Here is a 25,835-nt window from a genome sequence, read left to right as displayed (position 1 = left end):
CTTCGGTTGCGGTGGGGTGATCAGCGGGTTCGGGAGGACGTACAGGGGACGGCGCGCGGCGGGGGAGTGGAGTCGGGGTCGGGCGTGCGCACCGGCCGGGCTCTGCGGGCGACCAGCGGGGTGAGGACCGCCCCGAGGCCCAGGACGGCGGCCGAGAGGAGGAACGCGCCGCGATACCCCTCGGTGAGGGCCGCGGTGCGGGGCAGGTCGGCCGAGGCTGAGGCTGAGGCTGAGGCGGTGCGGGCGGCGGCGAGCGTGCCCAGTACGGCTAGGCCGACCGCGCCGCCGATCTGGCGGGTGGTGTTGACCAGGCCGCCGGCCAGTCCCGCGTGGGCGGGCTCCACCCCGCTGACGGCCGCCCCGGTGAGCTGTACGAAGGCCACCCCGAGGCCGGCTCCGACGAGCAGCACGGGGCCGAGCAGGTGGGTGAGGAAGGTGCCGTCCGCCGTGATCCGGGCCAGCCACAGGAATCCGGCGGCCTGGGTCACCAGGCCGGCGAGGAGCGTGCGGTGCGGCCCGATGCGGCGGGTGAGTGCGGGCGCCAGGCCCGAGCCGAGCATGTTCGCCGCGGCCAGGGGGAGTTGGGAGAGCCCGGCTTCCAGCGGGCCCGCGCCGAGGACCTGTTGCTGGTAGAGGGGGAGGAAGAAGAACAGGCCGACCCAGACCGCGCCGAGCAGCGCCATGAGGAGGTTGGCAGGGCCCACGGCGCCGTGAGTGAGCAGCCCGGACGGCAGGAGCGGGGCGGCGTGGCGGCGTTCGACCAGGACGAAGAGGGCGAGCAGGACCGTCGCCGCGGCGAGGGAGCCCAGCACCAGGGGGTCGGTCCAGCCGGACCGGCCGGCGGCCGTGAGCCCGTACACGAGCGAGACCAGCCCGGCGGTGACGGTGAGCGACCCGGCCACGTCGAGCCGCGGGCGGGGCCCGCCGGACTCCTCCTTCGGATCGGCCGGTACGAGGTGCACGGTGGCGGCCAGGACCAGCGCCGCGCCGATGCCGGAGGCGTGGAACACCCAGCGCCAGCCGGGGCCTTCGGTGAGGACCCCGCCGAGCAGGACCCCGGCGGCGCCACCCGCTCCGGACACCGCGCCCCATACCCCGAGGGCCCTGGCGCGGGCCGGCCCGGGCGGGTGGAGCCGCATGACCAGGGAGAGGGCGGCGGGCGCGATCGCGGCGGCGCCGAGGCCCTGGGCCGTGCGGGCGGTGACGAGCATCCAGGGGGTGCTCGCCAGCCCGGCGGTGACGGCTGCCACCGTGAAGAGAGCGAGGCCGACTGTCAGAACACGGCGTCGCCCCAGGAGATCGGCCGCCCGGCCGCCGGGCAGCAGCAGGGCGCCGAAGGCGAGGCCGTAGGCGTTGACGACCCAGGACATGCCGGCGTCGGACAGCCCTACTCCGTCGCGTACGGCGGGAAGGGCGACGTTCACGATCGAGGTGCTGAGGGTGACCGCGAACTGGGCGGCGGCCAGGGCCGCGAGGGCCGCTGTGGTCGCTGCGGCGGTCTGTCGGTGGGGCGGTGGGACGTCCATGGCTTCTCCTGTGTGTGGTTGACCACTCACTCTTTGGTCCGAAGGAAGGGCGGACCGCGTGGGTCCGCCCGGCCGCCGCCCGTCAGTAGTGCCGGATGCCGGCCGAGAGCGTTCGGGACCAGGGTGCGTCCACCTGGTGCGCGTCCAGTGACACGAGGAGGTGGCAGAGCATGCCTGTGGCGAAGAACTGCTGGACGTCGGCCTCCGCCGCACCCGACGCGCCGCGCACGTACTCCACCATGCGGGCGTACCCGGCGCGCACAGCCTCCCGTACGGCGGTCTCGGAGACGGCCGCCGCCTGGGCGTGGGTCAGGACGAGCAGCAGGTCCTTGTCGGCGATCAGGTGGGCGTAGGTATCGCCCATGGTGTCCAGCACCGCCTGGGGGCTGCTGCCGCGCGCCTGTGCGGCGCCCTCTTCGAGGCTGGCCCGTACCCGGGAGAAACAGCGCTCGACGACGGCGGTGAACAGCGCTTCCTTGTTCGGGAACAGCCGGTAGACGTAGGCCTGGGAGATCCCGGCGGCCTTGGCGACCTCGGTGGTCGTCGTGCCGAAGTAGCCGCGGGCGGCGAAGGCTCCGATGGCCGTTCCCAGGACGGTCTCGCGGCGCTCTTCGGCGGAGGAGAGATGGCGTCGTCGTTCCGTGTTCATGTGAGTAATAAACCACTCACACTTTCTCCTGTCAACGCCGGATACTCAGGACGGGTTGAGTATCCCCGCTCACGCCGCGCGGCCCCCCGCCGCGTAGCCTGCGGGCCATGAGGTCGGCGAAGCAGGACACCGCAGGGCCGGCGTACCGGGCAGAGCCGCGAACCGGAAGCACGGGATCGTTGGTCCTGGGCATCGGCGCCGTCGTGGCGTTCGGCTGTCCGTTCCTGCCCGAGGCACTCCCGCCCCTGGTCCGCTTCCTGCCGCTCTACGCCGTCGTCCCCCTCGGGATCTGCGCCGTCGTCTGGGGACTTCCCGACCTCTGGCGGGCGCGCCGCAGCGGGGTGCCGGGCCCGGTCCGCGCCCGACTCGGTGTCCTTCTCGGCTCGCCGGCCGTCCTGGCACCGCTGGTCTGGCTCTTCCGCTACGCCCGCGTCGGGTGAGACTGGCGGGGTGACCTGCCACGGGCGAAGCTGAGGGCATGCGATGGCGTGTCCCCGGCACGGTGGCGGCCGCGATGGCCGCCGTCCTGCTCGTGGCCGGCACACCCGGGCCGGGCGCCGGCGGGGACGCCGGGCAGGGCGTGGGCATCAGCAGCGGGCGCAGCCTCTACCCGCACTGTTCCGGCTCCGGCACCGGAAGCCGCTCCGGCAGTGGTCCGACCGCGGTGCTGATCTCCGGCCTGCACGAGGCCTCCGACCCGTGGTCGCTGACCGACACCACCCCGCCCGTGCCGAAGGCCCCCGCCGTGCTGCCGGGCGTCGCCGCCTTCGCCCGCGTCTGCACGTACGACCGTCCCGGCACCCTCCGCGCCACGCAGCCGCCCACCCTCACCACCCGCAGCACGCCCGTGCACGGCACCCGTACCCTGCCCGCCACGGTCCAGGACCTCGACCGGCTGCCGAGCGCCGCCCACGTACCGGGCCCGTACCTGCTGATGGGACATTCCTCCGGCGGATTGCTCGCCCTGCGGTACGCGCAGGAGCACCCGGAACGCACCCGGGGACTGGTCCTCGTCGACGCGCTGGGGCCGGCGTTGAAGCCCGCGATGGGGGCGGACTGGCCGGCGTACGTCGATGCGCTCCGCCACCCCGGTACGCCGTTCGACGCCGACCCCGCGTTCGAGCAGGTCGACATCGACGGCGGAGTCACAGCGATCGAGCGCGGCGGCCCGCTCCCGCCCGTACCGGTCGCGGTGCTGAGCAAGACCGAGCCCTTCGCCGCGCCGCCCACCATGGACAAGGGACTCCTGGCGAAGCTGGAGAAGGCCTGGCCCACGGCCCAGCGGGCGCTGGTGGCCCTGCGGCCGCAGACCCCCCACCTGTCGGCCACCGGCAGCGACCACTACGTCCGGCTCCACGACCCGGACCTGACGATCGCGGCGGTGCGCCTGGTCGCGGACCGGGCCGCGGCCGCGCCTCCGGCGGAGCCGTCGCTGCGGGTCCCGTAGCAGGATCGCGGGAGGGTTCTGTCAAGTCCCGAATGGTCGCGACATGACGCGGCCCGGGCGCGGGGGGCTTACTCGAGGGACGGGCTCACACCTCCTGCGTGACCCCATCGGTGTCGCGGGTGAACAGAGGCCCCCGTCCGGGGCCCTCCTTCGCCGACTTCCGGTCAGCGGCGCCGGTTTCCCAGATTCCCCTCCGGGATGTGGAGGCGTCGACGGCCAGAAGGAGCGAGCGCATGCGAGTCACCATCGTTGTCCCGGTGCCCCGTGTCAGGGGGCGAGTGTCGTGAGTCCCCCGTCCTCCTCGTCCTCGTCCGAGCACCCCATGGGTCCGCCGCCCGGTCCGTTGTCGGGCCGGGGTCCGCAGCCACGGCCCGCGCCTGCGCCGGAGGCCCCGCCGCCGATACCTCCACCGCCTCCGTCGTACCCGTCGGGGTCCTTCGCGCCCCCGGCCGACAGCGGGGGCGGGCTGCCCGGGCGCCGCTGGCGTTCGCGCAGGACCGTGGTGAGCGCGAGCACGGCGGCGATCGTGGTCTCGGCCGTGGTCGTCGGCTTCACCGTGCTGGGCGGCAACACCGCGGCCGGCGGGGAGGTCTTCCTGGAGGCCGCGGCGGCAGCCGGTCCCGATCCGTTCACCCCCTCGACGGCCACGGCATCACAGGAGACCGGCGCCGTCCCGCCCGGCACCACCGGGACGGCGCAGGGCGGTACGAGCGGCGCGCGCACCCTGGAGGTCGACGGCGCCCACCCGGGGCTCTACGGAGGCACGCGGAACATCGCGAGCTGCGACGTGGAGAAGCAGATCAAGTTCCTCGGGGAACACCCGGACAAGGGCAGCGCCTTCGCCGCCACGCTGGGCCTCCGTCCCACCGGGATCCCGGCCTATCTGCGGTCGCTCACGCCGGTCCGGCTGGGCTGGGACACCCGGGTCACCAACCACGGGTACAAGAACGACGCGCCCACCGGCTACCAGGCGATCCTGCAGGCCGGTACGTCCGTACTGGTCGACGGGCGCGGCGTACCACGGGTCCGGTGTGCCTGCGGCAACCCTCTGACACCGCCGGTCGCGGTGCGGGGGAAGGCCCGGATCAACGGACAGGAGTGGTCCTCCTTCCGGTCCGCCGAACTGGTCGCGGTCAGGCCGGCCGCGAAGCCGGTGAAAGCCGTGACGGTCTACGACCCGGGCCGCAAGGCGTGGTACCAGCGCCCGAGTGGTGCGGCGCGGGGACGGTCCGACCGTGAGGTCGAGCCGCCGCCGGGCCGGACCGCGGACTCGCCCTACCCGGCCCTGCCGCCGGCCCACGAGGGATCGGTCCGGACGGACACCGAACGGGCGACGGACCCCGCGCGCCCCGACCCGGCACCGGGGGTGGCACCGGGCCGGGACCCCGGCGGGGAGCCGCACGGTGTGCCGGAGAAGGAGCGAAAGGGAGGGACGAGGCCGAGCCAGGACAAGGACCCCGGCCCGGAGCCGGGGAAGAGACCGGGCACGGGCCGGGACAAGCACCCCGCGACCGTGCCGGAGCAGGGTTCAGGAAAGGCCCCGGGCGAGCACCCGGGCAAGGCGCCGGGGCAGGATGCGGGCTCGGGCCGCGGGTCGGACAAGACGCCCGGGCCGAAGCCGCACGGCCCTGGCGACGTGCCCGACAAGGCCCCCGGCCAGGAGCCCGACCGGGCCCCGGGCAAGGACTCGGGCGAGGGCGCGGGCCGGGCCCCCGGCCAGGAACCCGGTCGGGAAACGGGCAAGGGTTCCGGCGACGGCTCGGGCAAGGCGCCGGGCGACGGGTCCGGCGAGGGTACGGGCCAGGCTCCGGGCAAGGTTCCGGGTGCCCCGGACGAGGCTCCGGGCCAGGAGACGGACAGGGCTCCAGAACAGACCCCCGGCCACGGGTCGGGCAAGCCGCCGGGCAAGGGCTCCGGCGACGGCACGGGCAAGGTTCCCGGGCAGGGGTCCGGCCAGGACACGGGCGAAGCCCCCGGCCAGGGCAACGGCAAGACTCCCAGTCAGGGGACGGGCAAGGCCCCCGGCCAGGGCTCGGGCACGGCACCGGACAAGCGCGCGGGTGACGGCACGGGCAAGGTTCCCGATGAGGGATCGGGGCATGGCTCGGGCAAGGGCTCCGGCGAGGGTACGGGCCAGAGGCCGGGCCAGGGCAACGGCAAGTCCCCCGGTCAGGGCCCGGGTACGACGCCCGGTGAGGGGGCGGGTACGGGTTCCGGGCGGGATGCCGACCAGGGGACCGGCAAGGCTCCTGGCCAGGGCGAGGGGGAGTCGTCCGGTCAGGTCCGGCCCGGAGGGCAGGGGCAGGGGCAGGGGAGCGCGGATGGGACCGGGTCTCCTCGGGCCGGTACGGGCGGCGGGGACACACGCGGGCAGTCCGGCCTTCGGCCGGGGAGCGAGCGGGGCCAGGACGCCCCCGTCCAGGGGGGCACGCGACAGCAGCCGGGCCGATCCGACGGTCCCGGGGGCCGGGAGGAGGAGCCGTTGCTGAGGTAGCTCGTACGAAGCCACTGCCACTCCCGGACCCGGACCCGAGCGCACCACGGTCCGAGCAGGGTCGGCAGGGTTCACGGCACGCACTCCGAAGGGAGGAGATATGACGCTTTGAGTCTCTTGCCAATCCTTCACCCCGCTCACCACGAATCCGTGGTGACGCTCCAGATGGTGAAGGAGCAGACCAAGCCGAATGGTTGATGAACCAGTTGAAAGGGAGGAGGTGAGCCCGGATGACCGTTTCGCCGCACATGAAGCGTCTGGTCGTCGGAGTCGCATCCGCCGGGCTGCTGGCCGGTGGCTCGCTGCTGGGTCTGTCCGGTACGGCGAGTGCCGCCCCTTCGGCGGCGCCGTCGACGGTGCCCTCGGCGCCCACCGGCGACCGTGATCACGACCGTGACCGGGGCAACCGCCAGGACCACTGGAACTGTTGGTACCGCCACGACGGCTGGAACCGTTGGGACCGGCGGGACCACGATCGGTGCACCTGGGTCAAGGGCCACTGGGTGACCGACAGGTGGAGCAGGGGCCACTGGGAACGTACATGGCATCCCGGCAGCCGGCACGACGGACGGTGGAGCAAGGACCACGGGAAGGAGCACTGGGTGCCCGGCCACTCGGTGAACCACTGGGTATCCGGGCACTGGAACTGCCACGACAAGTGGTAGTGCCGACCCGGGGGCGGCGGGGGTTTCCGGGGCCCGCGCCCCGGGCCCCGGAACCTCCGCCGGTCCACCCTCCGCCGGTCCACCCTCCGCCGGTCCACCCTCCACGACCAGGAACCAGGAATCGTCATGGACGCCGCACTCGCCACCGCACCCCGCACGCGGCCGTCAACGGTGCACCACCTCTTGCCGCCGGGGCCGCAGGCCGCCCGGGAAGCCCGCCGCCCCACCTGCGTCGAGACGCCGAATTGCTCCGTTTCCCAAAAGTCCGGCCATCCGTACGCACGTCCGCTACGAAGAGGTCTTGGACACACCACACGGCCCCGCTCCCAGGACAAGGACCCGGATCCCCATGCGATGGACACCCCGCCCCCGGCCCGCCGGCCCAGGCCGCCCGTCCCCCTTGTCGCCGCAGACACAGCCGGACACGCGCCCGCAGCCGGAGCCCGCCCGGTGAACCAACCACTCCCGTTCGCGCACGGTCGTACGGGCCGGGCGAGTCACGCCGGCCGCAGTGACCTCGCCGAGGTCATGGTCGAGGTCGCCCGCGGCGACAAACAGGCCTTCTCGCTCCTCTACGACGCCCTCGCACCCATGGTCTTCGGGATCGTGATCAGGGTCGTACGCGACCGGTCCCAGTCGGAGGAGGTCGCACAGGAGGTGATGATCGACCTGTGGCGGCAGGCCGCCCGCTACCGGTCGGACGCCGGCAGCGTCACCGCGTGGGCGGCGACCATCGCCCACCGGCGGGCCGTCGACCGCGTCCGCTCCGCCCAGGCGTCCGCCGACCGGGAACAGGCCCAGGCCGCCCGAGAGCACCAGACGGCGTTCGACGAGGTCTCCGAGCAGGTCGAGACCCGCCTCGAGAGCGAACAGGTACGCCGCTGCATGCGCGGCCTGACCGAACTCCAGCGCCAGGCCGTGACCCTGGCCTACTACCGTGGCCTGACCTACCGTGAGGTCGCCGAAGCCCTGTGCACACCGCTGCCGACCATCAAGACACGCATGCGCGACGGGCTGATCCGGCTCCGCGACTGCATGGGGGTGACCACATGAAGCAACACCACTCCGACCTCCACACCCTCGCCGCCGCCTACGCCCTCAACGCCCTGGACCCCGCCGAGCGGCAGGCGTTCGGCGACCACCTGCCGCAGTGCCAGGCGTGCCGCGAGGAGGTGGCCGAGTTCGAGGCCACCGCCGCGCGCCTGGCGGACGCCTGCGCGCAGAACCCGCCGCCCATGATGAAGCAGCACGTCATGGCCGCCGTCGACGGCGTACGCCAACTGCCCCCGCGCGTTCCCGTCACCACGCAGCCGGCCGGCGCCGGCCGCGTGCTGCGGCGCCGGGCCGTGCCCCTCGCGCTGGCCGCCAGTGTGGTGGCGGCCGCCTCGTTCGCCGGCCTGGCCGCCTGGCAGAACCGGCAGAGCGAGCAGTACCAGCAGCGGGCGCTCCAGGCCGAGCGGCACCTCGACGACGTCAGCGCCGTCCTGGCCGCGCCCGACGCGCGTGCGGTGCACGGCCGCGCCGGCAACGGAGCCCTGGCCACCGTCGTCGCCTCCGAGCGGCAGAACAGGGCCGTCTTCACCGCCGCCGGACTGCCGGCCCCCGCCGCGGGCATGACGTACCAGCTGTGGCTCGACCACGACGGCACCATGCTTCCGGCCGGGTTCATCCGCAGGGACGGTACGGTCCTGCTCGACGGGGACACCGCCGACGCCGCGGCCGTCGGACTCTCGCTCGAACCCGCAGGAGGCTCCAGCCGCCCCACCACCGCCCCCCTGCTCCTGATGGCCCTGCCGACCTGACGGCGCGCCCGTCGTCCCCGGCGCCCCTGCCGTGCTCCCCGTTCCACGGCCACGACGCACCCGCACCCATCCGCCCGCCCGTCCGCTGCGAAGCACGGGTGAGCGACCGCACCCAGCGGCGCGTCGAACGGCGGGAGTGATGAGGTGGAACACCGGAAAGCAGCGGTGATCGGCGCCGGGGTCGCGGGCCTGACGGCCGCCCACGTCCTGGCGCGCTCGTACGAGGTCACCCTCTACGAGGCCGAGGGACGCCTCGGCGGTCACGCCCACACCCACGAACTCACCGGCCCGGACGGGCGGCCGATGGGTGTGGACTCGGGCTTCATCGTGCACAACGAACGCACCTATCCGAACCTGCTGCGGCTCTTCCGCGAGCTGGGGATCTCCACCCAGGACGCCGAGATGAGCATGTCGGTACGGTGCGACGGCTGCGGCCTGGAGTACGCGGGCGCCCGCGGCCCGGCCGGGCTCTTCACCGGCCGGGCGGCGCTGCGGGGCCGCTACCTGGCCCTGCTCGCGCAGGTACCGGTCTTCCACCGCAGGGCCCGAAGGCTGCTCGCCGATCCGCCCTCCCACCACGTCACCCTGGGCGACTTCCTCCGCGAAGGCCGGTTCTCCCCGTACTTCGTCAGCCACTTCGCCCTCCCACTCGTCTCCGCGGTGTGGTCGTGTCCCGCACGCACCGCGCTGTCCTACCCGGCCGCCCACCTCTTCGCCTTCCTCCGGCACCACGGCCTCCTGTCGGTCACGGGCTCCCCGCAGTGGAGGACCGTCACCGGAGGCTCCGCCGCCTACGTCGAGGCCGTGGCCAAGGGCGTGCACCGCGTGCGTACCTCCAGCCCCGTGCAGACCGTCCACCGGGCCGCACGCGGCTCCGGCGTCTGGATAACCACCGAGAACGGTGCCACCGACGGATACGACGCCGTCGTGATAGCCACCCACCCCGACCAGGCCCTCCGCATGCTCGCCGATCCCACCCCGGACGAACGGCGGCTCCTGGGCGCCTTCACGTACGAGCCCAACCCCACGGTCCTGCACACCGACACCCGCCTCCTGCCCCGCTCGCCCCACGCCCGGGCCTGCTGGAACTACCACCTCCCGGCCTGCGACCCCTCCGCCGAGTCGGTCCGCGTCAGTTACGACATGCGCCGCCTGCAGAACCTGCCCGACGGCGCCGACTACGTGGTGACCCTGGGCGCCGGCGACCGTGTGGACCCGGGCCGGGTGGTGCGCCGGATGCACTACGAACACCCCGTTTACACGCCCGCCTCGGTCGCCGCGCAGAAGGAACTGCCGCGCCTGAACACCGCCGTGACCGCGTACGCCGGGGCGTGGCACGGCTGGGGCTTCCACGAGGACGGCTGCCGCTCCGGCGCGGCAGCCGCCCGTGCCCTCGGGGTGCGCTGGTGACCGGGGAAGCGGCGCCCGCCGCCGCGCTGTACGAGTGCCTGGTCGTCCACACCCGGACCGCGCCGCTGCGGCACGACGTCCGGCACCGCACCTACCTGTGGTGCGTGGACGTCGACCGGCTCCCGGTCCTGCCCCGTCCGCTGCGCCCGCTCGCCCGGTTCGACCCGCGGGACCATTTCGCGGGGCGCGCCCCCACGATCCGCGCAGGCCTGGAGGAGTTCCTCGCCTCCCGCGACATCGACATCGAAGGCGGACGCGTGGTGATGCTCGCCCACGCCCGCGTCTTCGGATTCGTCTTCAACCCCCTCAGCGTCTACTGGTGCCACAACGCGTCCGGATCCCTGGTCTGCGTCGTCGCGGAGGTCCACAACACCTACGGGCAGCGGCACTGCTACCTCCTGCACCCGGACGCGGGCGGCCGGGCGAGGGCCGAGAAGCGGTTCTACGTCTCGCCGTTCTTCCCCGTCGAGGGCCACTACCGGATGCGGCTGCCTCTTCCCGAAGAACGCCTCGACCTCACCGTGCACCTCGACACCGAGGCCGGGCGGCCGTTCACCGCCACCGTACGGGGACAAGCCCGCCCGGCCACGGCCCGTGCCCTCCTGCGGGCAGCCGCCCGCAGGCCCTGGTCGACCGCCGCCGTCTGGGCGGGGATCCGCTTCCACGGCATCCGCCTGCTCCTGCGCGGTCTGCCCGTACAGCCCCGCCCCCGGCACGCACCGCAGAAGGGAATGGTCCCGTGACCCACCAGGCCACCACGTCCGACCACCACCAGGCACCGCTCCCCGGCCCTCGGGCCGGGACCCCTCGGCGGACGGATCCCGCACGCTGGCCCGACGTGGCCCGGCTCCCGGCGGGCGGCCCGGTCCGGACGGCCGTCGCCGCACACCTGGTCGGCCGGGCCCTGAAACAGCTCCCGCTGGACATACGCACCGGCACTGGCACCGGCACCGGCACCGGCTCCGGCACTGGCACCGGCTCCGGCTCCGGGTCCGGGCGTGCCACCGGACCGGCACGACGCCCGGACCTCACCCTCCACGACCCGGACGCCTTCTTCCGGCGCATCGGCAGCCACGGCCTCATCGGTTTCGGAGAGTCCTACATGGCCGGCGAATGGGACAGCGACGACCTGCCCGGCCTCCTGACCGTCCTCGCCACGCACGTCGACGACCTGGTCCCCGCCCCGCTGCGCGGCCTGCGACCGCTGTGGGTCGCCGCCCGGCCCGGCCGCGACCGCAACACCCGGCGCGGCGCACGCGAGAACATCCACCGCCACTACGACCTGTCCAACGACCTGTTCGCCACCTTCCTCGATCCGACCCTCACCTACTCCTCCGCCGTCTTCACCGGCTTTCCCGCCAGGTCCGAGGACCTCCCCGCCGCCCAGCACCGCAAGATCGACCGCCTCCTCGACCTCGCGCACGTCACGGACGGCACCGAACTGCTGGAGATCGGCACCGGCTGGGGAGAACTCGCGCTGCGCGCCGCCGCCCGCGGCGCCCGCGTCACCACCCTCACCCTCTCCACCAAGCAGGCCGAACTCGCCCGGGCCCGGATCCGCGCCGCCGGGTTCGGCGACCGCGTGGACGTCCGGCTGTGCGACTACCGGGACGTCGAGGGCCGCTACGACGCCGTCGTCAGCGTGGAGATGATCGAGGCCGTCGGCGCCGAGTACTGGCCCTCCTACTTCGCCACCCTGCGCTCGGCGCTCCGCCCCGGCGGGCGCATCGCCCTCCAGTCGATCACCATGGGACACCGGCACATGCAGAACACCGCCGCCACCCACACGTGGATCAGCAAGTACGTCTTCCCCGGCGGCCTGATCCCCTCCCGCCGCGCCATCGCCGAGCACGCGGCGGCGGCCGGTCTGCGCACCGAGTCCGACCTCGGGTTCGCCGAGCACTACGCCCACACGCTGCGCCTGTGGCGGGAACGCTTCACCGAAAGCCGGCAGACCGTCACCGATCTCGGTTTCGACACCGTCTTCCAGCGGCTCTGGGAGTTCTACCTGGCCTACTCCGAAGCCGGATTCCGCTCCCGCTACCTCGACGTCCGCCAGGTCGTCCTCACCGAGAGGAGCCCACGGTGACGGCCCCCGGGCACGCCCTCGTCCCGGCGGCCGGCGCCCGGAACCCGACGGGGGAGCGGTCGTGAGCGGCACGGCCTGGGGCGCCCTCGGCACCAACCTCGCGGTCTGCGCGGCCGTCGCGGCTGCCGTGCTCCTCGCCGCGTTCGCCGTGGGCACCCGACGGCGCCTGCACCGCGTCGTCGACATCGCCTGGGGCGCGGCCTTCAGCGCCGTGGCCGCCACCACCTGCCTGCTGTCCGCCGGATACGGCGACCCCGGGAGACGGCTGCTGGTCGCCGCGGCGACCGTCCTGTGGGGGCTTCGGCTGTCCGTGCACATCGCATGGCGCTCCCGAGGCCACGGGGAGGATCCGCGCTACACGGCACTCCTGGACAAGGCACGGGGCAACCGTACGTGGTACGCCCTGCGCACCGTCTACCTCCTCCAGGCCGCGCTGGTCTGGCTGATCTCCCTGCCCGTCCAGGTCGCCTCGTACGCGGCCGTCCCGGTGGGCTTCCTCGGCGTTCTCGGGCTGGTCGTGTGGGCCGCGGGGCTCGGCTTCGAGGCCGTGGGCGACCACCAGCTGGCCCGGTTCAAGGAGGACCCGGCCAACCGGGGCCGCATCATGGACCGGGGCCTGTGGGGCTGGACCCGCCATCCCAACTACTTCGGCGACAGCCTCGTCTGGTGGGGCCTGTACCTGCTCGCCTGCACGAGCCCGTCGGCGGCCCTCCTGAGCCTGGTCTCCCCGGTCGTCATGACGGCACTGCTGACCGTCGGCAGCGGCAAACGCCTGCTGGAGAGACACATGGCCGGCCGTCCCGGCTACGCCGAGTACGCCGCCCGCACGAGCGGATTCCTCCCCCGTCCGCCCCGCCCGCCTCGCAACGCAGGAGACGAGAAGTGAACCAGCAGCCGTCACGGGAGACCGCCGACCACCGGGGCGGCGCAGCGGACCGGGAGAGGCCCGACCAGGCCCTGGTACCCGCCCCGGGCCACCGGCTGTCACAAGGAGCGTCCGCCGCGGTCCTGCTGCTGCACGGGGGCCGGGCGGACGCCCTGCGACCGCCGACCCGGCTGAACCTCCCCGGCCTGCGTATGCGCCCCTTCGCGACGGCCCTGACGCGTGCCACCCCCCACCCCGACGTCCTCGTCGCACACGTCCGCTACCGCCACCGCGGCTGGAACGGCCGGCACGCCCATCCCGTCGCCGACACCCGCCGGGCCCTGGACGAACTCCGCGCCGTCGCCGGACCGGTCCCCGTCGTGCTCGTCGGGCACTCCATGGGCGGCCGCGCCGCATTGCGCGCCGCCGACGACCCGCAGGTCCGAGGAGTCGTCGCGCTGGCCCCCTGGTGCCCGCCGCACGAGCCCACCGCCCATCTGCGGGCCCGCGCGGTCGTCGCCCTCCACGACGAGAACGACCGCATCACCCGGGCGGCGGACACCTGGTCCTACCTGACGCGCGCCCGGAAGGCCGAGGCCCGGGTCCACGGGGTCAGGATGCCCCGAGGCGGCCACGCCATGATCGGCGACGCCGGCCTGTGGCACCGGATCACCGCCGGAGCCACCGCGGCGCTCCTCGGGCTCGCCCCGTACCCCGCGGCCCTCGCCGGCCTCGCGGACCACGCCCCGGACACCCCCGGGACGCCGTGGCAGGAGGGGTGATCACCGAGCCCGGGCCGCCGGCGCGGTCCGCGGGCCGGATCCGGTACCCGTCCGGCTCAGCGCACTGGGCCACCAGGCGCGCGGACCGATGTCGATGATGAGCGCCGGTACCAGCAGGGAACGGACGACGAGGGTGTCCAGCAGGACGCCGAACGCGACGATGAAGGCGATCTGGACGAGGAAGGCCAGCGGGATCACCATCAGGGCGGCGAAGGTCGCGGCGAGGACGACACCGGCGGAGGTGATGACGCCGCCCGTGGTGACGAGCCCCCGCAGCACCCCCTCACGGGTGCCCAGGGTGAGGCTCTCCTCGCGTACCCGGGACATCAGGAAGATGTTGTAGTCCACGCCGAGCGCGACCAGGAACACGAACCCGTAGAGCGGTACGGACGCGTCCGTACCGCTGAATCCCAGCAGGGGCCCGAAGACCAGCGCGGACACCCCCAGCGTCGCCAGGAAGTTCAGCGCGACCGTCGCGACCAGCAGCACGGGCACCAGTACGGAACGCAGGAGCGCGACGAGGATCAGCAGGATGATGCCGAGCACGACCGGGACGATCACGGTCCGGTCGCGGGCCGAGGTCTGCTGGGTGTCGAACTGCTGGGCCGTGTAACCCCCGACCAGCGCGTCCGCCCCGGCCACCGCGTGCACGCGCTCCCGCAGCTCCTGCACGGTCCGTCTCGCGTCGTCGCTGTCGGCCGCCGCCTCCAGCGTGGCGTCCAGCCGGACGCGCCCGTCCACGACCAGTGGGGTGCCCGTCCCCGGCCGGCCACCGCCCGCGGTGACGGGTACGACCGCGGCCACGCCGTCCGTGCCCTCGACCGCCGCCCGTACCTCCGCGGCCCGGTCGGCGGCCGCGATGACGACGGCCGGATTGCCCGAGCCGCCGGGGAAGTGCCGGGCGAGGGTCTGCTGGGCGCCGACCGAGGGCGCGTCATTGACGAAGATCTCGTCCAGCGGCACGCCCTTGGACGACAGCGCGGGGGAGAAGCCGGCCAGCACCACCAGCAGGACGGAGGTGGACACCCACACGCGTCGCGGCGACCGGTCGATCAGGCCCGCGACCCGGCGCCACAGCCGGTGCCCCTCGGCCGAGGAGTCGGCGTCGGCCGGCCCGGGCACGGCGGGCCAGTAGGCGGTGCGGCCCAGCAGGACCAGGACGGCGGGCAGGAAGGTCAGGGAACTCAGCACCGCGCACACGATCCCGATCGCGCCGACCGGCCCGAGGGCCCGGTTGTTCGTCAGATCGCTCGCCAGCAGCGCCAGCAGACCCAGCGCCACGGTCGCCGCACTGGCGGTCACCGCGCCGGCCGACCGGCGCACGGCGGCCAGCGCCGCGTCCGCCCGGTCGCCCCGCGCCGCGAGCTCCTCACGGAAGCGCGCCGCGACGAGCAGGGCGTAGTCGGTGGAGGCCCCGATCACCAGGATCGACAGGATCCCCTGCACCTGCCCGTCCACGCGGACGGCACCCCGGTCGGCCAGCGCGTAGACGACCGCGCAGGCCAGGCCCAGTGCGAACACCGCACTCACGATGATCACCAGGGGCAGTAGCACGCTGCGGTAGACCAGCAGCAGGATCAGCAGCACCGCCCCGAGGGCCACCCCCACCAGCAGCCCGTCGATGCCCGAGAACGCGTCCGACAGGTCCGCCTGGGTGGCCGCCGGGCCGGCGATCCCGACCGAGGTGCCCGGCACCCGCTGCGCGGCCTCCCGCACCTCGGCCAGGACCGCGGGGAGTTCCTCGCCCAGGTCGGGTGCGAGCGGCACGACGGACTGGACGGCGAGCCCGTCGGCGGACACGACGGCCGGTGTGGGTGGGCCGGTGATCCCCGGCCGGCCGGTGAGGTCCCCGACGGCCCGTGCGGCAGCCTCCTGCTGTCCGGCGGTCACCGGAGCCCCGTTCGCCGTCCACACCACCACGGCCGGTACGGACTGCGCCCCCTCGAAGGCCTTCCGGGCCTCAAGGACCTTCGTCGACTCGGCGCTGCGCGGCAGGAACGCCGCCTGGTCGTTCGTGGCGACCTCGCCCAGCTTCCCCGCGTACGGTCCGAGCGTCCCGCCGATGCCGAGCCAGACGAGCAGCAGCACGAGCGGAACGATCCAGCGGGCCCAGCGCGGTGCGTTTCTCAAAGCGAATCCCTTGGCGATGACGTATGACGTGTGGGTCGGACGGTGAAGAGCATCCATGCCGAGGGACCCGACGGCTGCGGCCCCTCGCCCCCACTTCCGGCACAGGACCCGATCGGGTTGCAGTTCTTCGTACTGAATGCCGGGGCATCGACCCGCCGGGTGTGTCCGGCCCGGCCGGCGCGGCCCGGCGCGGCCGGGTGGACACCGAGGAATGCCGGGTCGACGCCGAGGAATGCCCGGGTGGACGCCGAGGAACAGCGCACACCGCACATCGCACACCGCACTCGGCGGGGCGCCGGTCTCGCGGTGGCGTCCACCACCCCGCTGAGCGGGCGCTGTTCGTCTGCGAGGAGAGCGAACCCGGCCACGACACCCTGAGGCGTTTCCGGCCGGCGCGCGCGGGGCGGCGGTCGGGGGCGGCGCGGCGGCCGCTACTGTCGTGTCCCGAGGAGGGAGCCCATGCCCCGCACGTTCAGCGTCCATGACACCGTCGTCGTCGCGGCTGACCCGTCGACGGTCTACCAGCACGTCTGCGACCCCACCCTCATGGGACGTTGGAGCCCGGAGAACCTGGGCGCGACACCGGCCGAGGGACCCGGCACGGCGACCCGGCCCGGGATGGTCTTCGACGGCCACAACAAGCGCGGTCCGTTCCGCTGGACCACCCGATGCACGGTGACGGCCGCCGACCCGGGCGAGGTCTTCCGGTTCAAGGTCCACGCCATAGGGCTGCGCCGCCCGTGGCTGCGCGGCCCGATCGCCACCTGGGAGTATCGTTTCTCCGCCGTGCCCGGGGGCACCGAGGTGACGGAGACGTGGACCGACGACCGCCGTGCCTGGCCCGATCCGGTGGCCAACGCGTTCGACAGGATCGCGACGAAGGGGCACACCTTCGCCGAATTCCAGCGGAAGAACATCCGGACCACCCTGCGCAACCTGAAGGCGCACCTGGAAGCCCGCCCCACCACCGCACCCGGCTCGTCCGACTCCCCGTGACGCGAGCGGGACCGACCGGTCCGCGCCGAGCGGGCCGACCACGACGCCGATGCGCGCGGACAGTTGGTCGAGCAGTGCCGCGGTTCCTCCGCGAACCGGTACGCGCGGTGCCGGGCGGAGGTCCGCCGGACGGCCAGCCGGGTGACTTCTGCCCGCAGCGCGGCCCGGTACCGCCGCACCGCGCGGGACTCGGCGTGAGGATGCACGGGCCGGTTCCCCGTTCCTCCACGGCTGGAGTCAATCAGTGCTCGAACGCAAGCAGCTCAAGGGCCGAACCCAGGTCACCTTCATCCTCCCCGAGGGAATCCCGGACGGGCCGGTCAGCGTCGTCGGGGACTTCAACCACTGGAATCCCTCCGCGCACCCCCTGGAGTCCCGCGGCGACGGCACCCGCGCCGCGACCGTCGCACTGCCCGCCCGCAGCGCCCACTCCTTCCGCTACCTCGCCGCCGGCGACTACTGGTTCGACGACGAGCACGCCGACGGCCACGACGGCGCCAACAGCCGCGTCCACACCTGACGGCGAACGGCCCACACGGCCGGCTTCCCCGCCCCGAAGGGGCAGCCGGTCGACGTCCGTGTCCACCGCACCGCCGGGTGCGCGGACCGGTCGGCGTACCGGAGGCCGGTCGCCCCGGTCGGCGCCGGCCCGGAACATGATCACGAAGCTGCGTGCCGTGCGGTGCAGGCGAGTTCCGGCTGTAGGGTGGGGGCCTACCGATCGAGGGGGACCGGCGTGGTGAGCGTGGTGATCGCGCGGACGACCGTGAACGACGAGGCGAAGGCCCACGGGATCGCACGGGGTGCGGTGGAGGCCGGGCTGTCGGCCGCAGCCGACGTCGAGACTCGGACGACGCCCTGCCACCGGGCCAACCGCCCCCTGCGGCACGAACGCGGCCACCGGGTCTCCTGCACGACGACCCCGCAGCGGGCCGCGGACCTGCAGGCATGCGTGCACGAGCGCCACCCGTACGACGTCCCCCGGTGGATCGTGTTCCCGGCCGCCGGGGCCGCGCAGGGGCGCTTCGCCCGGGCGGTGAACGAGACCGACGCGGGCCGGTGCTCCTCGTGACCGGACACCCCGCGCACCTCCGGGCGACGGCCGACGCCTACGACGCTGTCGTCGCCCTCTACGCGGATCTCGCCCGGGACTGGCTCGACGGCGTTCCGCTGGACCGCTCGGTCATCGCCGCGTTCGCCGACCTCGCGCGGACCGGCGGCGGGCCCGTGGCCGAGCTGGGGTGCGGTCCGGGATACGTCACGGCGCACCTGCGCGACCTGGGGCTTGACGTCTTCGGCGTCGACCTCTCGCCCGGCATGATCGACTTCGCCCGCGCGGCCCACCCCGGCCTGAGCTTCCGCACCGGGTCCATGGACGCGCTGGACCTGGGAGACGGGGCGCTGGGCGGCATCGTCTCCTGGTATTCGATGATCCACGTTCCACCGGCGGAACTCCCGGCCTACTTCGCGGAGTTCCGCCGCGTGCTGGCTCCTGGCGGAACCCTCCTGCTGGCCTTCTTCGAAGCCGAGGGCGGTCCGGTGGCGGCGTTCGACCACAAGGTGACGACCGCCTACCGATGGCCGGTCGACGACCTCGCGGACATGGCCAGGGAAGCCGGGTTCGCAGAGATCGGGCGGATGCTCAGGGAGCCCGGCAGCCAGGAGCGCTTCCGCCGGGGCCACCTCCTGATGCGGGCGGCGGACCCCCGTACCGGCGACCGGACGTGAGCCCGGGGCACGCGGCCCTCGCGGCCGTGCCCCACTGCCTCCGGGCGGCGGCCCGCTGAAAACCACGTGCCCCGGCCGCCGCCGCGGGACGGCGGTGCGGTCCACTCCCGGCGGCGGGAGACTGGAGACCGGCAGACCAGAAGACCGGCAGACCGGCAGACCGGCCCCGGCAGACCAGCAGACCGGCCCCGGCAGACCGGCGGACCGGCCCCGACCGGATCGCGGGAGGATCCATGACCGCGCTCGGCGAGCTGATGGAACTCGACGACAGGACCGTGCTGGTCCTGGGGCAGGGACTGGACCTCGCGCACGACCGGCCGGACGTCGCCAACGCCCTCGCGCACCGGGCCGGCGACACACTGGTACTCGTCGACACCGGGGTCGGCCGGGCCTTCCGCGCCGCGCTGCGGACGGCGGCCGACCGGGTCGGACCCTGGTCCCGGGCGCTCGTGCTGACCACGCACGGCCACCTCGACCACGTCGGCAACAACGATGTGGCCGACGAGCTGGCCGACGAGCTGGGCGTGCCCGCCGAGCACTACGTCCCCGCCCGCGACCTCGACCAGATGCGGGACCCGAAGTCCTACTGGGCGCGCTCCTTCCGGCGCATCGCCTGGGCGGCCCCGCTGCCGGCGCCCGCACTGGCCGCCCAGGTGGTGTCGCTCTTCGCACCGATGCGGCCCTTCGCCGCGGCGACCCGGACCTACGAGCAGCGGCCCCTGGAGCGGATCCGGGTCGGGGCGCTGCGGTTCACCGGCTGGACCTTCGCCGACGGGGCGGTCCGGGTGCTGCGCAGCCAAGGCCACTGCGCCGGGCACGTGATCGTGCACCTGAGGGACAGCGGCGTGCTCCACCTCTCCGACGAGGGCAACGGGGCCTGCGGGGCCATGGCCGATGCCGACCAGCTCAAGATCCAGACCGCGCTCGGCGCCGTCGCCGGCCTCTTCGAACAGGAAGAGGCCACGATCCTCACCGACGGGCACACCCTCGGCGTACGCCGCGGCGCCGAAGCGGTGTCCCACCTGGACGGGCTGCTGGCGCAGGCCACCGCCCTGCACGACGCGGCACTCGGGCTGACCGGCGGGAGCGGGCAGATCCGGCCGAGCGCCTTCACCTCCCGCTATGCGGAGGCCATCGCCGGACTCGGGGTGGCCGGAGCCAACCCGAATCCGCTGTTCACCGCCATGATGGCGGTCAACCAGCTCGGCGAGCTGGGTCTCCGCCCGGAAGACCGGCGTACGGAAGACCGACCTACGGAACACCTCCGTCCGGAATCGGCCGACGACGCCGACGCGCCCTGGGCCCGGCCCCCACTGCGACCGTCCGGTGCACCGGACACCACCTCCTAGCCGGCGCTGATGGCCGCCACGTACGGGGTGCCGTCGGGCAGCGCGGTGATACGGCCCCGGCGGGTGCGTGCGGGTGTGCGCAGGTGCTGGTACGAACGAGGACGAGAGCCCCCGGGGCCTGTCCGCGAAGTCCCACATGCGGGCGGCCGGCGCTACCTCGCGAACGCTCCCTAGCGGCGGGAGCGCTGGGCGTCGACGATCTGCCGCACGGAGCCGTCGACGTCCATCCGGGCCTGGATCCGCTCGGCGAAGCCGGGGAACTGCCCGGCTATGGCGCTGAGTACCCGCAGTTCCGGCGGCGCGACGTTGACCTCGCACAGGTCCCGGCGGACCGCCCGGACGACGCCGTCGGCGACCTGGCCCGGCGTGACCGTCCGGATGCCGTTCGGGGTGGTGGCCCCGGTGGCCGCGAACATCCCGGCGTCGCGGACGAAACCGGGCTGGACCAGGGACACCCCCACGCCCGTGCCCCTGAGCTCCTGGCGCAGGGCGAGGGCGAACCCGCGCAGCCCGAACTTCGTCGCGTTGTACAGGGAGGTCGATCTGGTCGCCGCCTTGCCGGAGATGGAGCCGATCAGCACGATGTGGCCGCGGCCGCGGGCCACCATGTGTTCCGTGAGCAGCCGGGACAGCAGGACGGGCGCCCGCAGGTTCACGTCGAGGGCCCGGTCGAGCTGCTCCTCCGTGTAGTCGAGGAGGTCGCCGCTGGCGGGCAGAGCGGCGTTCGCGACGAGGACGTCGGTGTCGGCGCAGGTTTCGGCGAGGCGTGCAATGTCGGACCGGACGGCCAGATCGGCGACCACGGCGCGGGCCCCGCAGGCGTCCGCGGCGGCCTTGAGGGCGGCTTCCTGCCGACCGGTAACGGTGAGACGTGTCCCCTGCGCGGTCAGGTGTTCGGCCAGGGCGGAGCCGATCCCTCCGGTGGCCCCGGTGAGCAGAACGTTCGATCCGGACATCTTCACGACGACTCCCGTGCGGCGTGGCGGGGTTGCGGTGCTCTGGGCTGTTCGTTCGAACGAACAGTAGGGAACTGTAGGGACCGCAGCGCCGCTTGTCCACACCTCGGCCGGCCCCGACCACCGGGCCCCGCAGGGGAGAACGCGGAGGTCCATCGGGCAGAATGCGGACATGTCCCACGCATCCGCCACCCGCCAGAGCATTATCGACGCCGTACTGCGGATCATCGGGCAGGACGGCATCGCGGCCGTCACCAACCGGCGGATCGCCAAGGAGGCCGGGGTCTCCCTCGGCTCCGTCACCTACCATTTCGCCACCCAGCACGAGCTGCTGCGCGAGAGCCTGCTGCATTTCGTGGCCGAGGAGACCCGGCACTTCACGGCCCTCGCCGACGACTGCTCCGACGAGCATGTCGACATCGGCCAGGCGGCCGAGGTGGTGGCGCAGGTCGCGGGCGGCAACGCCTTCGACAGCCGCCACATCGCACCCTTCGAGCTGTACGTCCAGGCCGGCCGCGACGAACGGCTGAGGACCGCCGCGGCCGAATGCTTCGCCGCCTACGACCTGCTGGCCGCCCGCATCCTGACCCAACTGGGCGTGCCGGACCCCGAACGCCTGGCCGGCGTGGCCGTGGCGCTGGTCTTCGGGCAGCAGTTGCGCCGCCTGGCCACCGGTGCCCCCGCCGAGGAACTCGTCGACACCCTGCTGATCCTCACCAGGCTCACCCCGGCGGATCAGGCCTGAGCGTGTTGCAGAAGGCTCGGCAGCCCAGGCGGACCTTCCACAGCACCAGGACCCCCGGACGGCTGCGACTGCTGCTGCTGCTGCTGCTGCTGCTGCGGGGCGGTCGGGTTCCGGTCAGATCGTGACCGGGCCGTGGGGGGTGGTGAACTCGACTGAGACCAGACCCGGTTCCTCGTCCTCGACCCAGGTCACGTCGATCTGGTCGAGCGGGTGGTCGGCCGGTTCGCCGAGGAAATCGGCGATGGAGGCGGCGTCGCCGGCGATGGAGACCCCGTGGATGGTGGTGGAGGTGCGCGGGTCGGCGCTCGGGCGCTCCCCTTCGGGGATCAACCATTGCAGGAAATAGGGCAGTTGCGGGTCTTCCAGAAGCTCCAGCAGGCCGATCTGCTTCCACCTTAGGTCGTACCCGTCGGGGCGGACACGGTGGCCTTCGGCCGAAGTGCGGCCGAGTCGGGCCTCGACCGGGGCGATGTCGTCGACGGAGACCACCCAGCCGAGCCAGCCGCCGCCCTCGGCGGCGCGGCGCGCGACCGCCCGGCCGAAGGGCGCGCGGTCGGCGGCGGGGTGGTCGAGTGTGGTGACGACCTCGACGTAGGTGCCGCCGCTCAGCGGGAGAATGAAGTTGCGGGTGCCGAATCGCGGGTGCACGCCGCCGTCCACGAACCCGGCGCCCAGGGCCGATCCGATCCACTGGACGGTCGAGACGAAGCTGTCGCGGGCCACCGCATAGGACACGTGATCAAGTCGCACCGCGCCATCATCGCCCGGCGACCCGCACAAAACGCGACGCCACGCCCGCCGTCCCGGCCCGGCCCGCGCCGCCACCGCGGGCCGCCGTCCCCGTGAGGACGGCGGCCCGGCGGGACCGCCGCGCGGGGCGTTCTCAGAACGTGTGTCCCACATGGGCCAGGGCCTGCTTCAGCAGCACCGCGTGGCCGCCCGGCATTTCACCCTGCACAGCCGCCGAGGCCGCTTCCTGCGGGCTGAACCAGACCAGGTCCAGGGCGTCCTGCCGGGGGCGGCAGTCACCCGTCACCGGTACCACGTAGGCGAGGGACACCGCGTGCTGGCGAGGGTCGTGGAAGGGGGTGATGCCGGCCGTCGGGAAGTACTCGGCCACCGTGAACGGCTGCAGGGAGGCCGGGACCAGCGGCAGAGCCACGGGGCCCAGATCCTTCTCCAGATGGCGCAACAGGGCGTCGCGGATCCGTTCGTGGTGCATGACGCGGCCGGACACCAGCGTCCGGCTGATCGTCCCGTCCGTGCCGATCCGCAGGAGCAGTCCGATGCTGGTGACCTCGCCGGTTTCGTTCACGCGCACGGGAACTGCCTCGACGTACAGGATCGGCATCCGAGCCCTGGCCATGTCCAGCTCGTCACTGGTCAGCCAGCCGGGCGTAGTTTCGGTCATGTCAGCCATTTCTTGATCATACTTTCCGCAGCGGGCCTTGGCCCAGATCACGCGTCATCGGAAATCGACCGGCCGTCGGGCCGACGTCGGTGCCGCCGGTTGACGGGCCGTCATGAAGGACCAAAGTCGTCCGTCATGACCGAAAAGCTGCATTCGTGGAGACTGGAGCGCATATCCTCACTTCCCATGGCTACGGCGACGTATTCCTGGAGGCACGATGAGTGAGCGGCCGGTCCTTCTCCCCTACGCCGACCCGGCCTTCCTCGCGAACCCCTTCCCGCTGTACCGGGAACTGCGCGAGGAAGGCCCCGTACGCCGCGTCGTCGTAGCGGGCGGCCTCGACGCCTGGCTCGTCACCCGCTACGAGGACGCACTCGCGGCCCTGTCCGACACCCGCCTCAGCAGCGACGTACGCGACGCCTCCGACCCCCGGCTCCTGGCCCAGCTCCCCCAGACCGAGCGCGAGTCGATGCTGAGCAACATGCTCCGCAGCGACCCGCCCGACCACACCCGGCTGCGCCGACTGGTCTCCAAGGCGTTCACCGCCCGAAGGGTCGCGGAGCTGCGGCCCCGCATCCAGGCCATCACCGACCGGCTGCTGGACGGCATCGCTCCGGCCGGACACGCCGACCTCGTCGAGGAGTTCGCCCTGCCGCTCCCCGTCACCGTCATCGGCGAACTGCTCGGCGTTCCGGTGGACGACCGGCACGACTTCCAGCGCTGGACCGACCGCATGGTCATGCGGGGCGCCGAGCCACCGGACCCCGCCGTGGTGAACGAGGCCTGGCAGCACATGCGCGCCTACGTCACCGACCTCATCCGGGCCAAACGGGCCCGGCCCGGCGACGACCTGCTCAGCGGCCTGATCGCCGCCCGCGACGAGCAGCAGCGGCTCAGCGAGGACGAACTCATCGCCATGGTGTTCCTGCTGCTGGCCGCCGGATACATCACCACGGTCAACCTGATCGGCGGCGCCATCGCCATGCTGCTCACCCATCCCGCACAGCTCGACCTCCTGCGAGACGACCCCGAACTCCTGGAGGGAGCCGTGGAGGAGTTCCTGCGCTACGACGGCCCGGTCAACCCCGGCATCGCCCGCTTCGCCCGCGAGGACGGCGAGATCGCGGGCGTGAGCGTCCCGCGCGGCGCGACCGTCCTGATCGCCTCGGCCATCGCCGACCGCGACCCGGAGCGCTTCCCCGACCCCGACCGCCTGGACATCACCCGGCAGGACAACGCGCACCTCGCGTTCGGGCACGGCGTCCACTACTGCCTGGGCGCACCGCTCGCCCGGTTGGAGGGCCGTATCGCGATCGGCACCGCGCTGCGCAGGCTTCCCGGACTCGCCCTCGCCGTGCCCCCGGACGAGATCCCCTGGCGCCCGGGCGGACTGCGCGGCCCGCTGAGCCTCCCGGTCACCTTCGACGCCGGTACCTAGCTGTTCTGTCCAGGCAGGTCGTGGACCACGCAGGCGTTCCCGTCCGCTGCGTACACCCCCATGCGGATCGGCGGGCGCCCCGCGGACAGCCGGGCGCGGCGCGGATCGTCCGTACCGAAGCCGGCTGGCCGGGCGCGGACCGCCTGTCGTCCGGCTGCACGATGGGGCTACGACTACACGATGGGGCCACGACGCGGACCGCCTCGGCAGGGTCTACCTGGTGTCGCTGCACAGCGGCACCATCGTCGGCCGCGAGGAGGACCACGGACCGGGCGGGACCTTCCTCCTCGCCCCCGCCACGACCGGCCGCACGCGGGCAAGCCCGCCCACTCCGGGCGGACCGTGAAGAACGTGATGCGCGGGCTCACCACCCGCCGGCAGTTGTGCGATCGGGACCATGCGGTGGCCTGCGCCCCGCTGGAGGGCTGCATCTGACGGTCCGGGCCCGGCGACACCGACGACGGCACGGGCCCGGACAGCGCACGAGGCGGCGTCCCGTCAGGGCAGCAGACCTGCCGGGAGGTACTCTCCCAGGGGCGCGGCCGGGGACCGGCCGGTGGCCTGGCGGACCAGGTCCCACAACGGATCCCCGCCGGGGCCCTCCTCCGGTTCCGACAGGGGCGTGCCCAGGCGGGTCGCCACGTCCCGGCGAAGGGACGGCAGCAGGGCGTAGAGGCGGTCACCGGGGCAGGCGGTGGCGTTGAAGTCGCGGTGGCCGTAGATCTCCGACGCGGGCAGACCGTACTGGTCGCAGATGTGGGCGCACAGGTCGGCGAGCGCCGCGTACTGCGCCGCGGGCGGGGCCTGCGAAGTGTAGGTGCCCTCGTTCTCGATCCCGATCGACACCGTGTTCTGCCCGACGCAGTGCGCCGCGCGTACCTGGCGCCGGCCGGAGTTCAGTTCGGCGAGGCTGTTGTGGCGGCCCTCCAGCACGAACGCCCCCCGACTGATGGTGAAGTGCTGTCCGGTGTCGATCCAGCCGTGCGCGTCCATGTGGTACGTCTGGATGGCCCGGGCGAGGGCGACGGCTCGCTGCCTCGAGTAGTCCGTCACGTTCGCCGTCGCCGTGTGGTGGACGACGATCCGCTCCGGGCGGTTGGCGAGGACGACGACGGGCTCGGACGCGGCCCGCGCCCCCCAGGCGGCGCAGCCGATGATGTCCGGGACGGCGGCCGCGTACGCGCGCCCGGCCGCGCCGACGGGTAGCGCCGCGGCGCCGGCCAGGGCGAAGGCGCCCGTGAGGACGGACCGGCGGGTGTACCGGCTCGTGGCGGTTGCCGGCGACCGGTGCGATGCGGAGAGGGTCATACGGTGCCCGTTTCCGTTCCGTAGGAGGCTGCCCATTCAAGGGAG

28 protein-coding genes and 1 pseudogene are annotated in these 25,835 nt (G+C 73.6%); 21 read left to right on the top strand and 8 right to left on the bottom strand.

All coding sequences use genetic code 11. From position 1 onward, the window contains the following. Window positions 1-20 precede the first annotated feature (20 nt). The gene (locus tag ACIPXC_RS19955) at window positions 21-1,526 is read right to left on the bottom strand and encodes an MFS transporter (RefSeq protein WP_401619739.1); all 1,506 of its coding nucleotides are present in this window, start codon (window positions 1,524-1,526) and stop codon (window positions 21-23) included. A gap of 82 nt (window positions 1,527-1,608) precedes the next feature. Continuing rightward, the gene (locus ACIPXC_RS19950; protein WP_401619736.1) at window positions 1,609-2,175 is read right to left on the bottom strand and encodes a TetR/AcrR family transcriptional regulator; all 567 of its coding nucleotides are present in this window, start codon (window positions 2,173-2,175) and stop codon (window positions 1,609-1,611) included. Between the two features lie 107 nt (window positions 2,176-2,282). Here ACIPXC_RS19950 and ACIPXC_RS19945 point away from each other — a divergent pair, with 107 nt between their 5' ends. Together ACIPXC_RS19945 and ACIPXC_RS19940 are read left to right on the top strand one after the other, a co-directional pair. After that, window positions 2,283-2,615, top strand: a complete 333-nt coding sequence (locus ACIPXC_RS19945) for a hypothetical protein (protein ID WP_401619733.1) — start codon at window positions 2,283-2,285, stop codon at window positions 2,613-2,615. 38 nt (window positions 2,616-2,653) lie between these two features. Next, on the top strand, window positions 2,654-3,622 hold the full coding sequence (locus ACIPXC_RS19940) for an alpha/beta fold hydrolase (RefSeq protein WP_401619730.1): 969 nt from the start codon (window positions 2,654-2,656) through the stop codon (window positions 3,620-3,622). A 267-nt stretch (window positions 3,623-3,889) separates the two neighbouring features. Here the strand turns inward: ACIPXC_RS19940 and ACIPXC_RS19935 are convergent, their stop codons facing one another. Next, a complete protein-coding gene (locus ACIPXC_RS19935; RefSeq protein WP_401619728.1) occupies window positions 3,890-4,138 on the bottom strand; it encodes a hypothetical protein in 249 nt (82 codons plus the stop codon). Here ACIPXC_RS19935 and ACIPXC_RS19930 point away from each other — a divergent pair. The 9 genes from ACIPXC_RS19930 (at window position 4,125) to ACIPXC_RS19890 (ending at window position 13,729) form a co-directional block, all read left to right on the top strand. Then, window positions 4,125-6,116, top strand: a complete 1,992-nt coding sequence (locus ACIPXC_RS19930; protein ID WP_401619725.1) for a DUF6777 domain-containing protein — start codon at window positions 4,125-4,127, stop codon at window positions 6,114-6,116. The genes ACIPXC_RS19935 and ACIPXC_RS19930 overlap by 14 nt on opposite strands. A 230-nt stretch (window positions 6,117-6,346) precedes the next feature. Beyond that, on the top strand, window positions 6,347-6,781 hold the full coding sequence (locus ACIPXC_RS19925) for a hypothetical protein (RefSeq protein ID WP_401619722.1): 435 nt from the start codon (window positions 6,347-6,349) through the stop codon (window positions 6,779-6,781). Window positions 6,782-7,231: 450 nt separating this feature from the next. Beyond that, the gene (gene sigK, locus ACIPXC_RS19920; RefSeq protein ID WP_401619719.1) at window positions 7,232-7,834 is read left to right on the top strand and encodes an ECF RNA polymerase sigma factor SigK; all 603 of its coding nucleotides are present in this window, start codon (window positions 7,232-7,234) and stop codon (window positions 7,832-7,834) included. Then, a complete protein-coding gene (locus ACIPXC_RS19915) occupies window positions 7,831-8,583 on the top strand; it encodes an anti-sigma factor domain-containing protein (RefSeq protein WP_401619716.1) in 753 nt (250 codons plus the stop codon). The genes sigK and ACIPXC_RS19915 overlap by 4 nt, the downstream gene beginning before the upstream one ends. Before the next feature lie 144 nt (window positions 8,584-8,727). Further along, window positions 8,728-9,993 (top strand): NAD(P)/FAD-dependent oxidoreductase, encoded by a 1,266-nt coding sequence (locus tag ACIPXC_RS19910; RefSeq protein ID WP_401619713.1) that lies wholly within the window; start codon window positions 8,728-8,730, stop codon window positions 9,991-9,993. Beyond that, window positions 9,987-10,736, top strand: a complete 750-nt coding sequence (locus tag ACIPXC_RS19905) for a DUF1365 domain-containing protein (RefSeq protein WP_401619845.1) — start codon at window positions 9,987-9,989, stop codon at window positions 10,734-10,736. The genes ACIPXC_RS19910 and ACIPXC_RS19905 overlap by 7 nt, the downstream gene beginning before the upstream one ends. Continuing rightward, complete coding sequence (locus ACIPXC_RS19900; RefSeq protein WP_401619711.1) at window positions 10,733-12,082, top strand: class I SAM-dependent methyltransferase; 1,350 nt, start codon at window positions 10,733-10,735, stop codon at window positions 12,080-12,082. Before ACIPXC_RS19905 ends, ACIPXC_RS19900 begins: the two co-directional genes overlap by 4 nt. A gap of 61 nt (window positions 12,083-12,143) precedes the next feature. Beyond that, entirely contained in the window at window positions 12,144-12,968 is an 825-nt protein-coding gene (locus ACIPXC_RS19895; protein ID WP_401619708.1) for a DUF1295 domain-containing protein, read from the top strand. Next, window positions 12,965-13,729: an alpha/beta hydrolase gene (locus ACIPXC_RS19890; protein ID WP_401619705.1), complete on the top strand. Its 765-nt coding sequence runs from the start codon at window positions 12,965-12,967 to the stop codon at window positions 13,727-13,729. Before ACIPXC_RS19895 ends, ACIPXC_RS19890 begins: the two co-directional genes overlap by 4 nt. Here ACIPXC_RS19890 and ACIPXC_RS19885 read toward each other — a convergent pair whose 3' ends face one another. Continuing rightward, window positions 13,730-15,859 carry an MMPL family transporter gene (locus ACIPXC_RS19885; protein WP_401619702.1) on the bottom strand — a complete coding sequence of 710 codons (2,130 nt, stop codon included), beginning with the start codon at window positions 15,857-15,859 and terminating at the stop codon, window positions 13,730-13,732. A gap of 459 nt (window positions 15,860-16,318) precedes the next feature. Between ACIPXC_RS19885 and ACIPXC_RS19880 the strand changes: the two genes are divergently transcribed. From ACIPXC_RS19880 to ACIPXC_RS19860, 5 genes are all read left to right on the top strand, one after another. Continuing rightward, the gene (locus tag ACIPXC_RS19880; protein ID WP_401619699.1) at window positions 16,319-16,855 is read left to right on the top strand and encodes an SRPBCC family protein; all 537 of its coding nucleotides are present in this window, start codon (window positions 16,319-16,321) and stop codon (window positions 16,853-16,855) included. A 244-nt stretch (window positions 16,856-17,099) separates the two neighbouring features. Beyond that, on the top strand, window positions 17,100-17,375 hold the full coding sequence (locus tag ACIPXC_RS19875; protein WP_401619696.1) for an isoamylase early set domain-containing protein: 276 nt from the start codon (window positions 17,100-17,102) through the stop codon (window positions 17,373-17,375). 219 nt (window positions 17,376-17,594) lie between these two features. Next, the gene (gene cutA / locus ACIPXC_RS19870) at window positions 17,595-17,927 is read left to right on the top strand and encodes a divalent cation tolerance protein CutA (RefSeq protein WP_401619693.1); all 333 of its coding nucleotides are present in this window, start codon (window positions 17,595-17,597) and stop codon (window positions 17,925-17,927) included. Beyond that, window positions 17,924-18,583 (top strand): class I SAM-dependent DNA methyltransferase, encoded by a 660-nt coding sequence (locus tag ACIPXC_RS19865; RefSeq protein WP_401619690.1) that lies wholly within the window; start codon window positions 17,924-17,926, stop codon window positions 18,581-18,583. The genes cutA and ACIPXC_RS19865 overlap by 4 nt, the downstream gene beginning before the upstream one ends. Before the next feature lie 233 nt (window positions 18,584-18,816). Continuing rightward, window positions 18,817-19,932: an MBL fold metallo-hydrolase gene (locus ACIPXC_RS19860; protein WP_401619688.1), complete on the top strand. Its 1,116-nt coding sequence runs from the start codon at window positions 18,817-18,819 to the stop codon at window positions 19,930-19,932. Window positions 19,933-20,102: 170 nt separating this feature from the next. Here the strand turns inward: ACIPXC_RS19860 and ACIPXC_RS19855 are convergent, their stop codons facing one another. After that, window positions 20,103-20,894 carry an SDR family NAD(P)-dependent oxidoreductase gene (locus ACIPXC_RS19855; RefSeq protein ID WP_401619685.1) on the bottom strand — a complete coding sequence of 264 codons (792 nt, stop codon included), beginning with the start codon at window positions 20,892-20,894 and terminating at the stop codon, window positions 20,103-20,105. A 166-nt stretch (window positions 20,895-21,060) separates the two neighbouring features. Here ACIPXC_RS19855 and ACIPXC_RS19850 point away from each other — a divergent pair, with 166 nt between their 5' ends. Both ACIPXC_RS19850 and ACIPXC_RS19845 read left to right on the top strand, forming a co-directional pair. Beyond that, window positions 21,061-21,633, top strand: a complete 573-nt coding sequence (locus ACIPXC_RS19850; protein WP_401619682.1) for a TetR/AcrR family transcriptional regulator — start codon at window positions 21,061-21,063, stop codon at window positions 21,631-21,633. A 2-nt stretch (window positions 21,634-21,635) separates the two neighbouring features. Further along, entirely contained in the window at window positions 21,636-21,758 is a 123-nt protein-coding gene (locus tag ACIPXC_RS19845) for a hypothetical protein (protein WP_401619679.1), read from the top strand. Here ACIPXC_RS19845 and ACIPXC_RS19840 read toward each other — a convergent pair. Both ACIPXC_RS19840 and ACIPXC_RS19835 read right to left on the bottom strand, forming a co-directional pair. After that, a complete protein-coding gene (locus ACIPXC_RS19840; RefSeq protein ID WP_401619676.1) occupies window positions 21,748-22,383 on the bottom strand; it encodes a VOC family protein in 636 nt (211 codons plus the stop codon). The two genes, ACIPXC_RS19845 and ACIPXC_RS19840, sit on opposite strands and share 11 nt — an antisense overlap. A gap of 133 nt (window positions 22,384-22,516) precedes the next feature. After that, on the bottom strand, window positions 22,517-23,053 hold the full coding sequence (locus ACIPXC_RS19835) for an NUDIX hydrolase family protein (protein ID WP_401619674.1): 537 nt from the start codon (window positions 23,051-23,053) through the stop codon (window positions 22,517-22,519). A gap of 208 nt (window positions 23,054-23,261) precedes the next feature. Here ACIPXC_RS19835 and ACIPXC_RS19830 point away from each other — a divergent pair, with 208 nt between their 5' ends. From ACIPXC_RS19830 to ACIPXC_RS19820, 3 genes and pseudogenes are all read left to right on the top strand, one after another. Continuing rightward, window positions 23,262-24,482, top strand: a complete 1,221-nt coding sequence (locus ACIPXC_RS19830; protein WP_401619671.1) for a cytochrome P450 — start codon at window positions 23,262-23,264, stop codon at window positions 24,480-24,482. Window positions 24,483-24,702: 220 nt separating this feature from the next. Continuing rightward, a complete protein-coding gene (locus ACIPXC_RS19825) occupies window positions 24,703-24,828 on the top strand; it encodes a hypothetical protein (RefSeq protein WP_401619857.1) in 126 nt (41 codons plus the stop codon). After that, a pseudogene (locus tag ACIPXC_RS19820) lies at window positions 24,795-24,917 on the top strand (DNA-binding response regulator); the annotation flags it as partial. The gene ACIPXC_RS19825 and the pseudogene ACIPXC_RS19820, both read left to right, overlap by 34 nt. A gap of 63 nt (window positions 24,918-24,980) precedes the next feature. Here ACIPXC_RS19820 and ACIPXC_RS19815 read toward each other — a convergent pair. Next, a complete protein-coding gene (locus ACIPXC_RS19815) occupies window positions 24,981-25,790 on the bottom strand; it encodes a peptidoglycan recognition family protein (RefSeq protein ID WP_401619668.1) in 810 nt (269 codons plus the stop codon). Between the last annotated feature and the right edge of the window lie 45 nt (window positions 25,791-25,835).

The organism is Streptomyces sp. NPDC090021 (genome assembly GCF_044748225.1).
Classification (GTDB): Bacteria; Actinomycetota; Actinomycetes; order Streptomycetales; family Streptomycetaceae; genus Streptomyces.
The sequence above is the reverse complement of the archived record's forward strand: the minus strand, read 5'-3'. Positions and strand labels throughout refer to the sequence as shown.

Excerpts from the sequence above, each read along its gene's own strand:
- ACIPXC_RS19955 (WP_401619739.1), bottom strand. The coding sequence starts at position 1,526 with ATGGACGTCCCACCGCCCCACCGACAGACCGCCGCAGCGACCACAGCG.
- ACIPXC_RS19950 (WP_401619736.1), bottom strand. The coding sequence starts at position 2,175 with ATGAACACGGAACGACGACGCCATCTCTCCTCCGCCGAAGAGCGCCGC.
- ACIPXC_RS19945 (WP_401619733.1), top strand. The coding sequence starts at position 2,283 with ATGAGGTCGGCGAAGCAGGACACCGCAGGGCCGGCGTACCGGGCAGAG.
- ACIPXC_RS19940 (WP_401619730.1), top strand. The coding sequence starts at position 2,654 with ATGCGATGGCGTGTCCCCGGCACGGTGGCGGCCGCGATGGCCGCCGTC.
- ACIPXC_RS19925 (WP_401619722.1), top strand. The coding sequence starts at position 6,347 with ATGACCGTTTCGCCGCACATGAAGCGTCTGGTCGTCGGAGTCGCATCC.
- ACIPXC_RS19915 (WP_401619716.1), top strand. The coding sequence starts at position 7,831 with ATGAAGCAACACCACTCCGACCTCCACACCCTCGCCGCCGCCTACGCC.
- ACIPXC_RS19880 (WP_401619699.1), top strand. The coding sequence starts at position 16,319 with ATGCCCCGCACGTTCAGCGTCCATGACACCGTCGTCGTCGCGGCTGAC.
- ACIPXC_RS19860 (WP_401619688.1), top strand. The coding sequence starts at position 18,817 with ATGACCGCGCTCGGCGAGCTGATGGAACTCGACGACAGGACCGTGCTG.
- ACIPXC_RS19850 (WP_401619682.1), top strand. The coding sequence starts at position 21,061 with ATGTCCCACGCATCCGCCACCCGCCAGAGCATTATCGACGCCGTACTG.
- ACIPXC_RS19835 (WP_401619674.1), bottom strand. The coding sequence starts at position 23,053 with ATGGCTGACATGACCGAAACTACGCCCGGCTGGCTGACCAGTGACGAG.
- ACIPXC_RS19830 (WP_401619671.1), top strand. The coding sequence starts at position 23,262 with ATGAGTGAGCGGCCGGTCCTTCTCCCCTACGCCGACCCGGCCTTCCTC.
- ACIPXC_RS19815 (WP_401619668.1), bottom strand. The coding sequence starts at position 25,790 with ATGACCCTCTCCGCATCGCACCGGTCGCCGGCAACCGCCACGAGCCGG.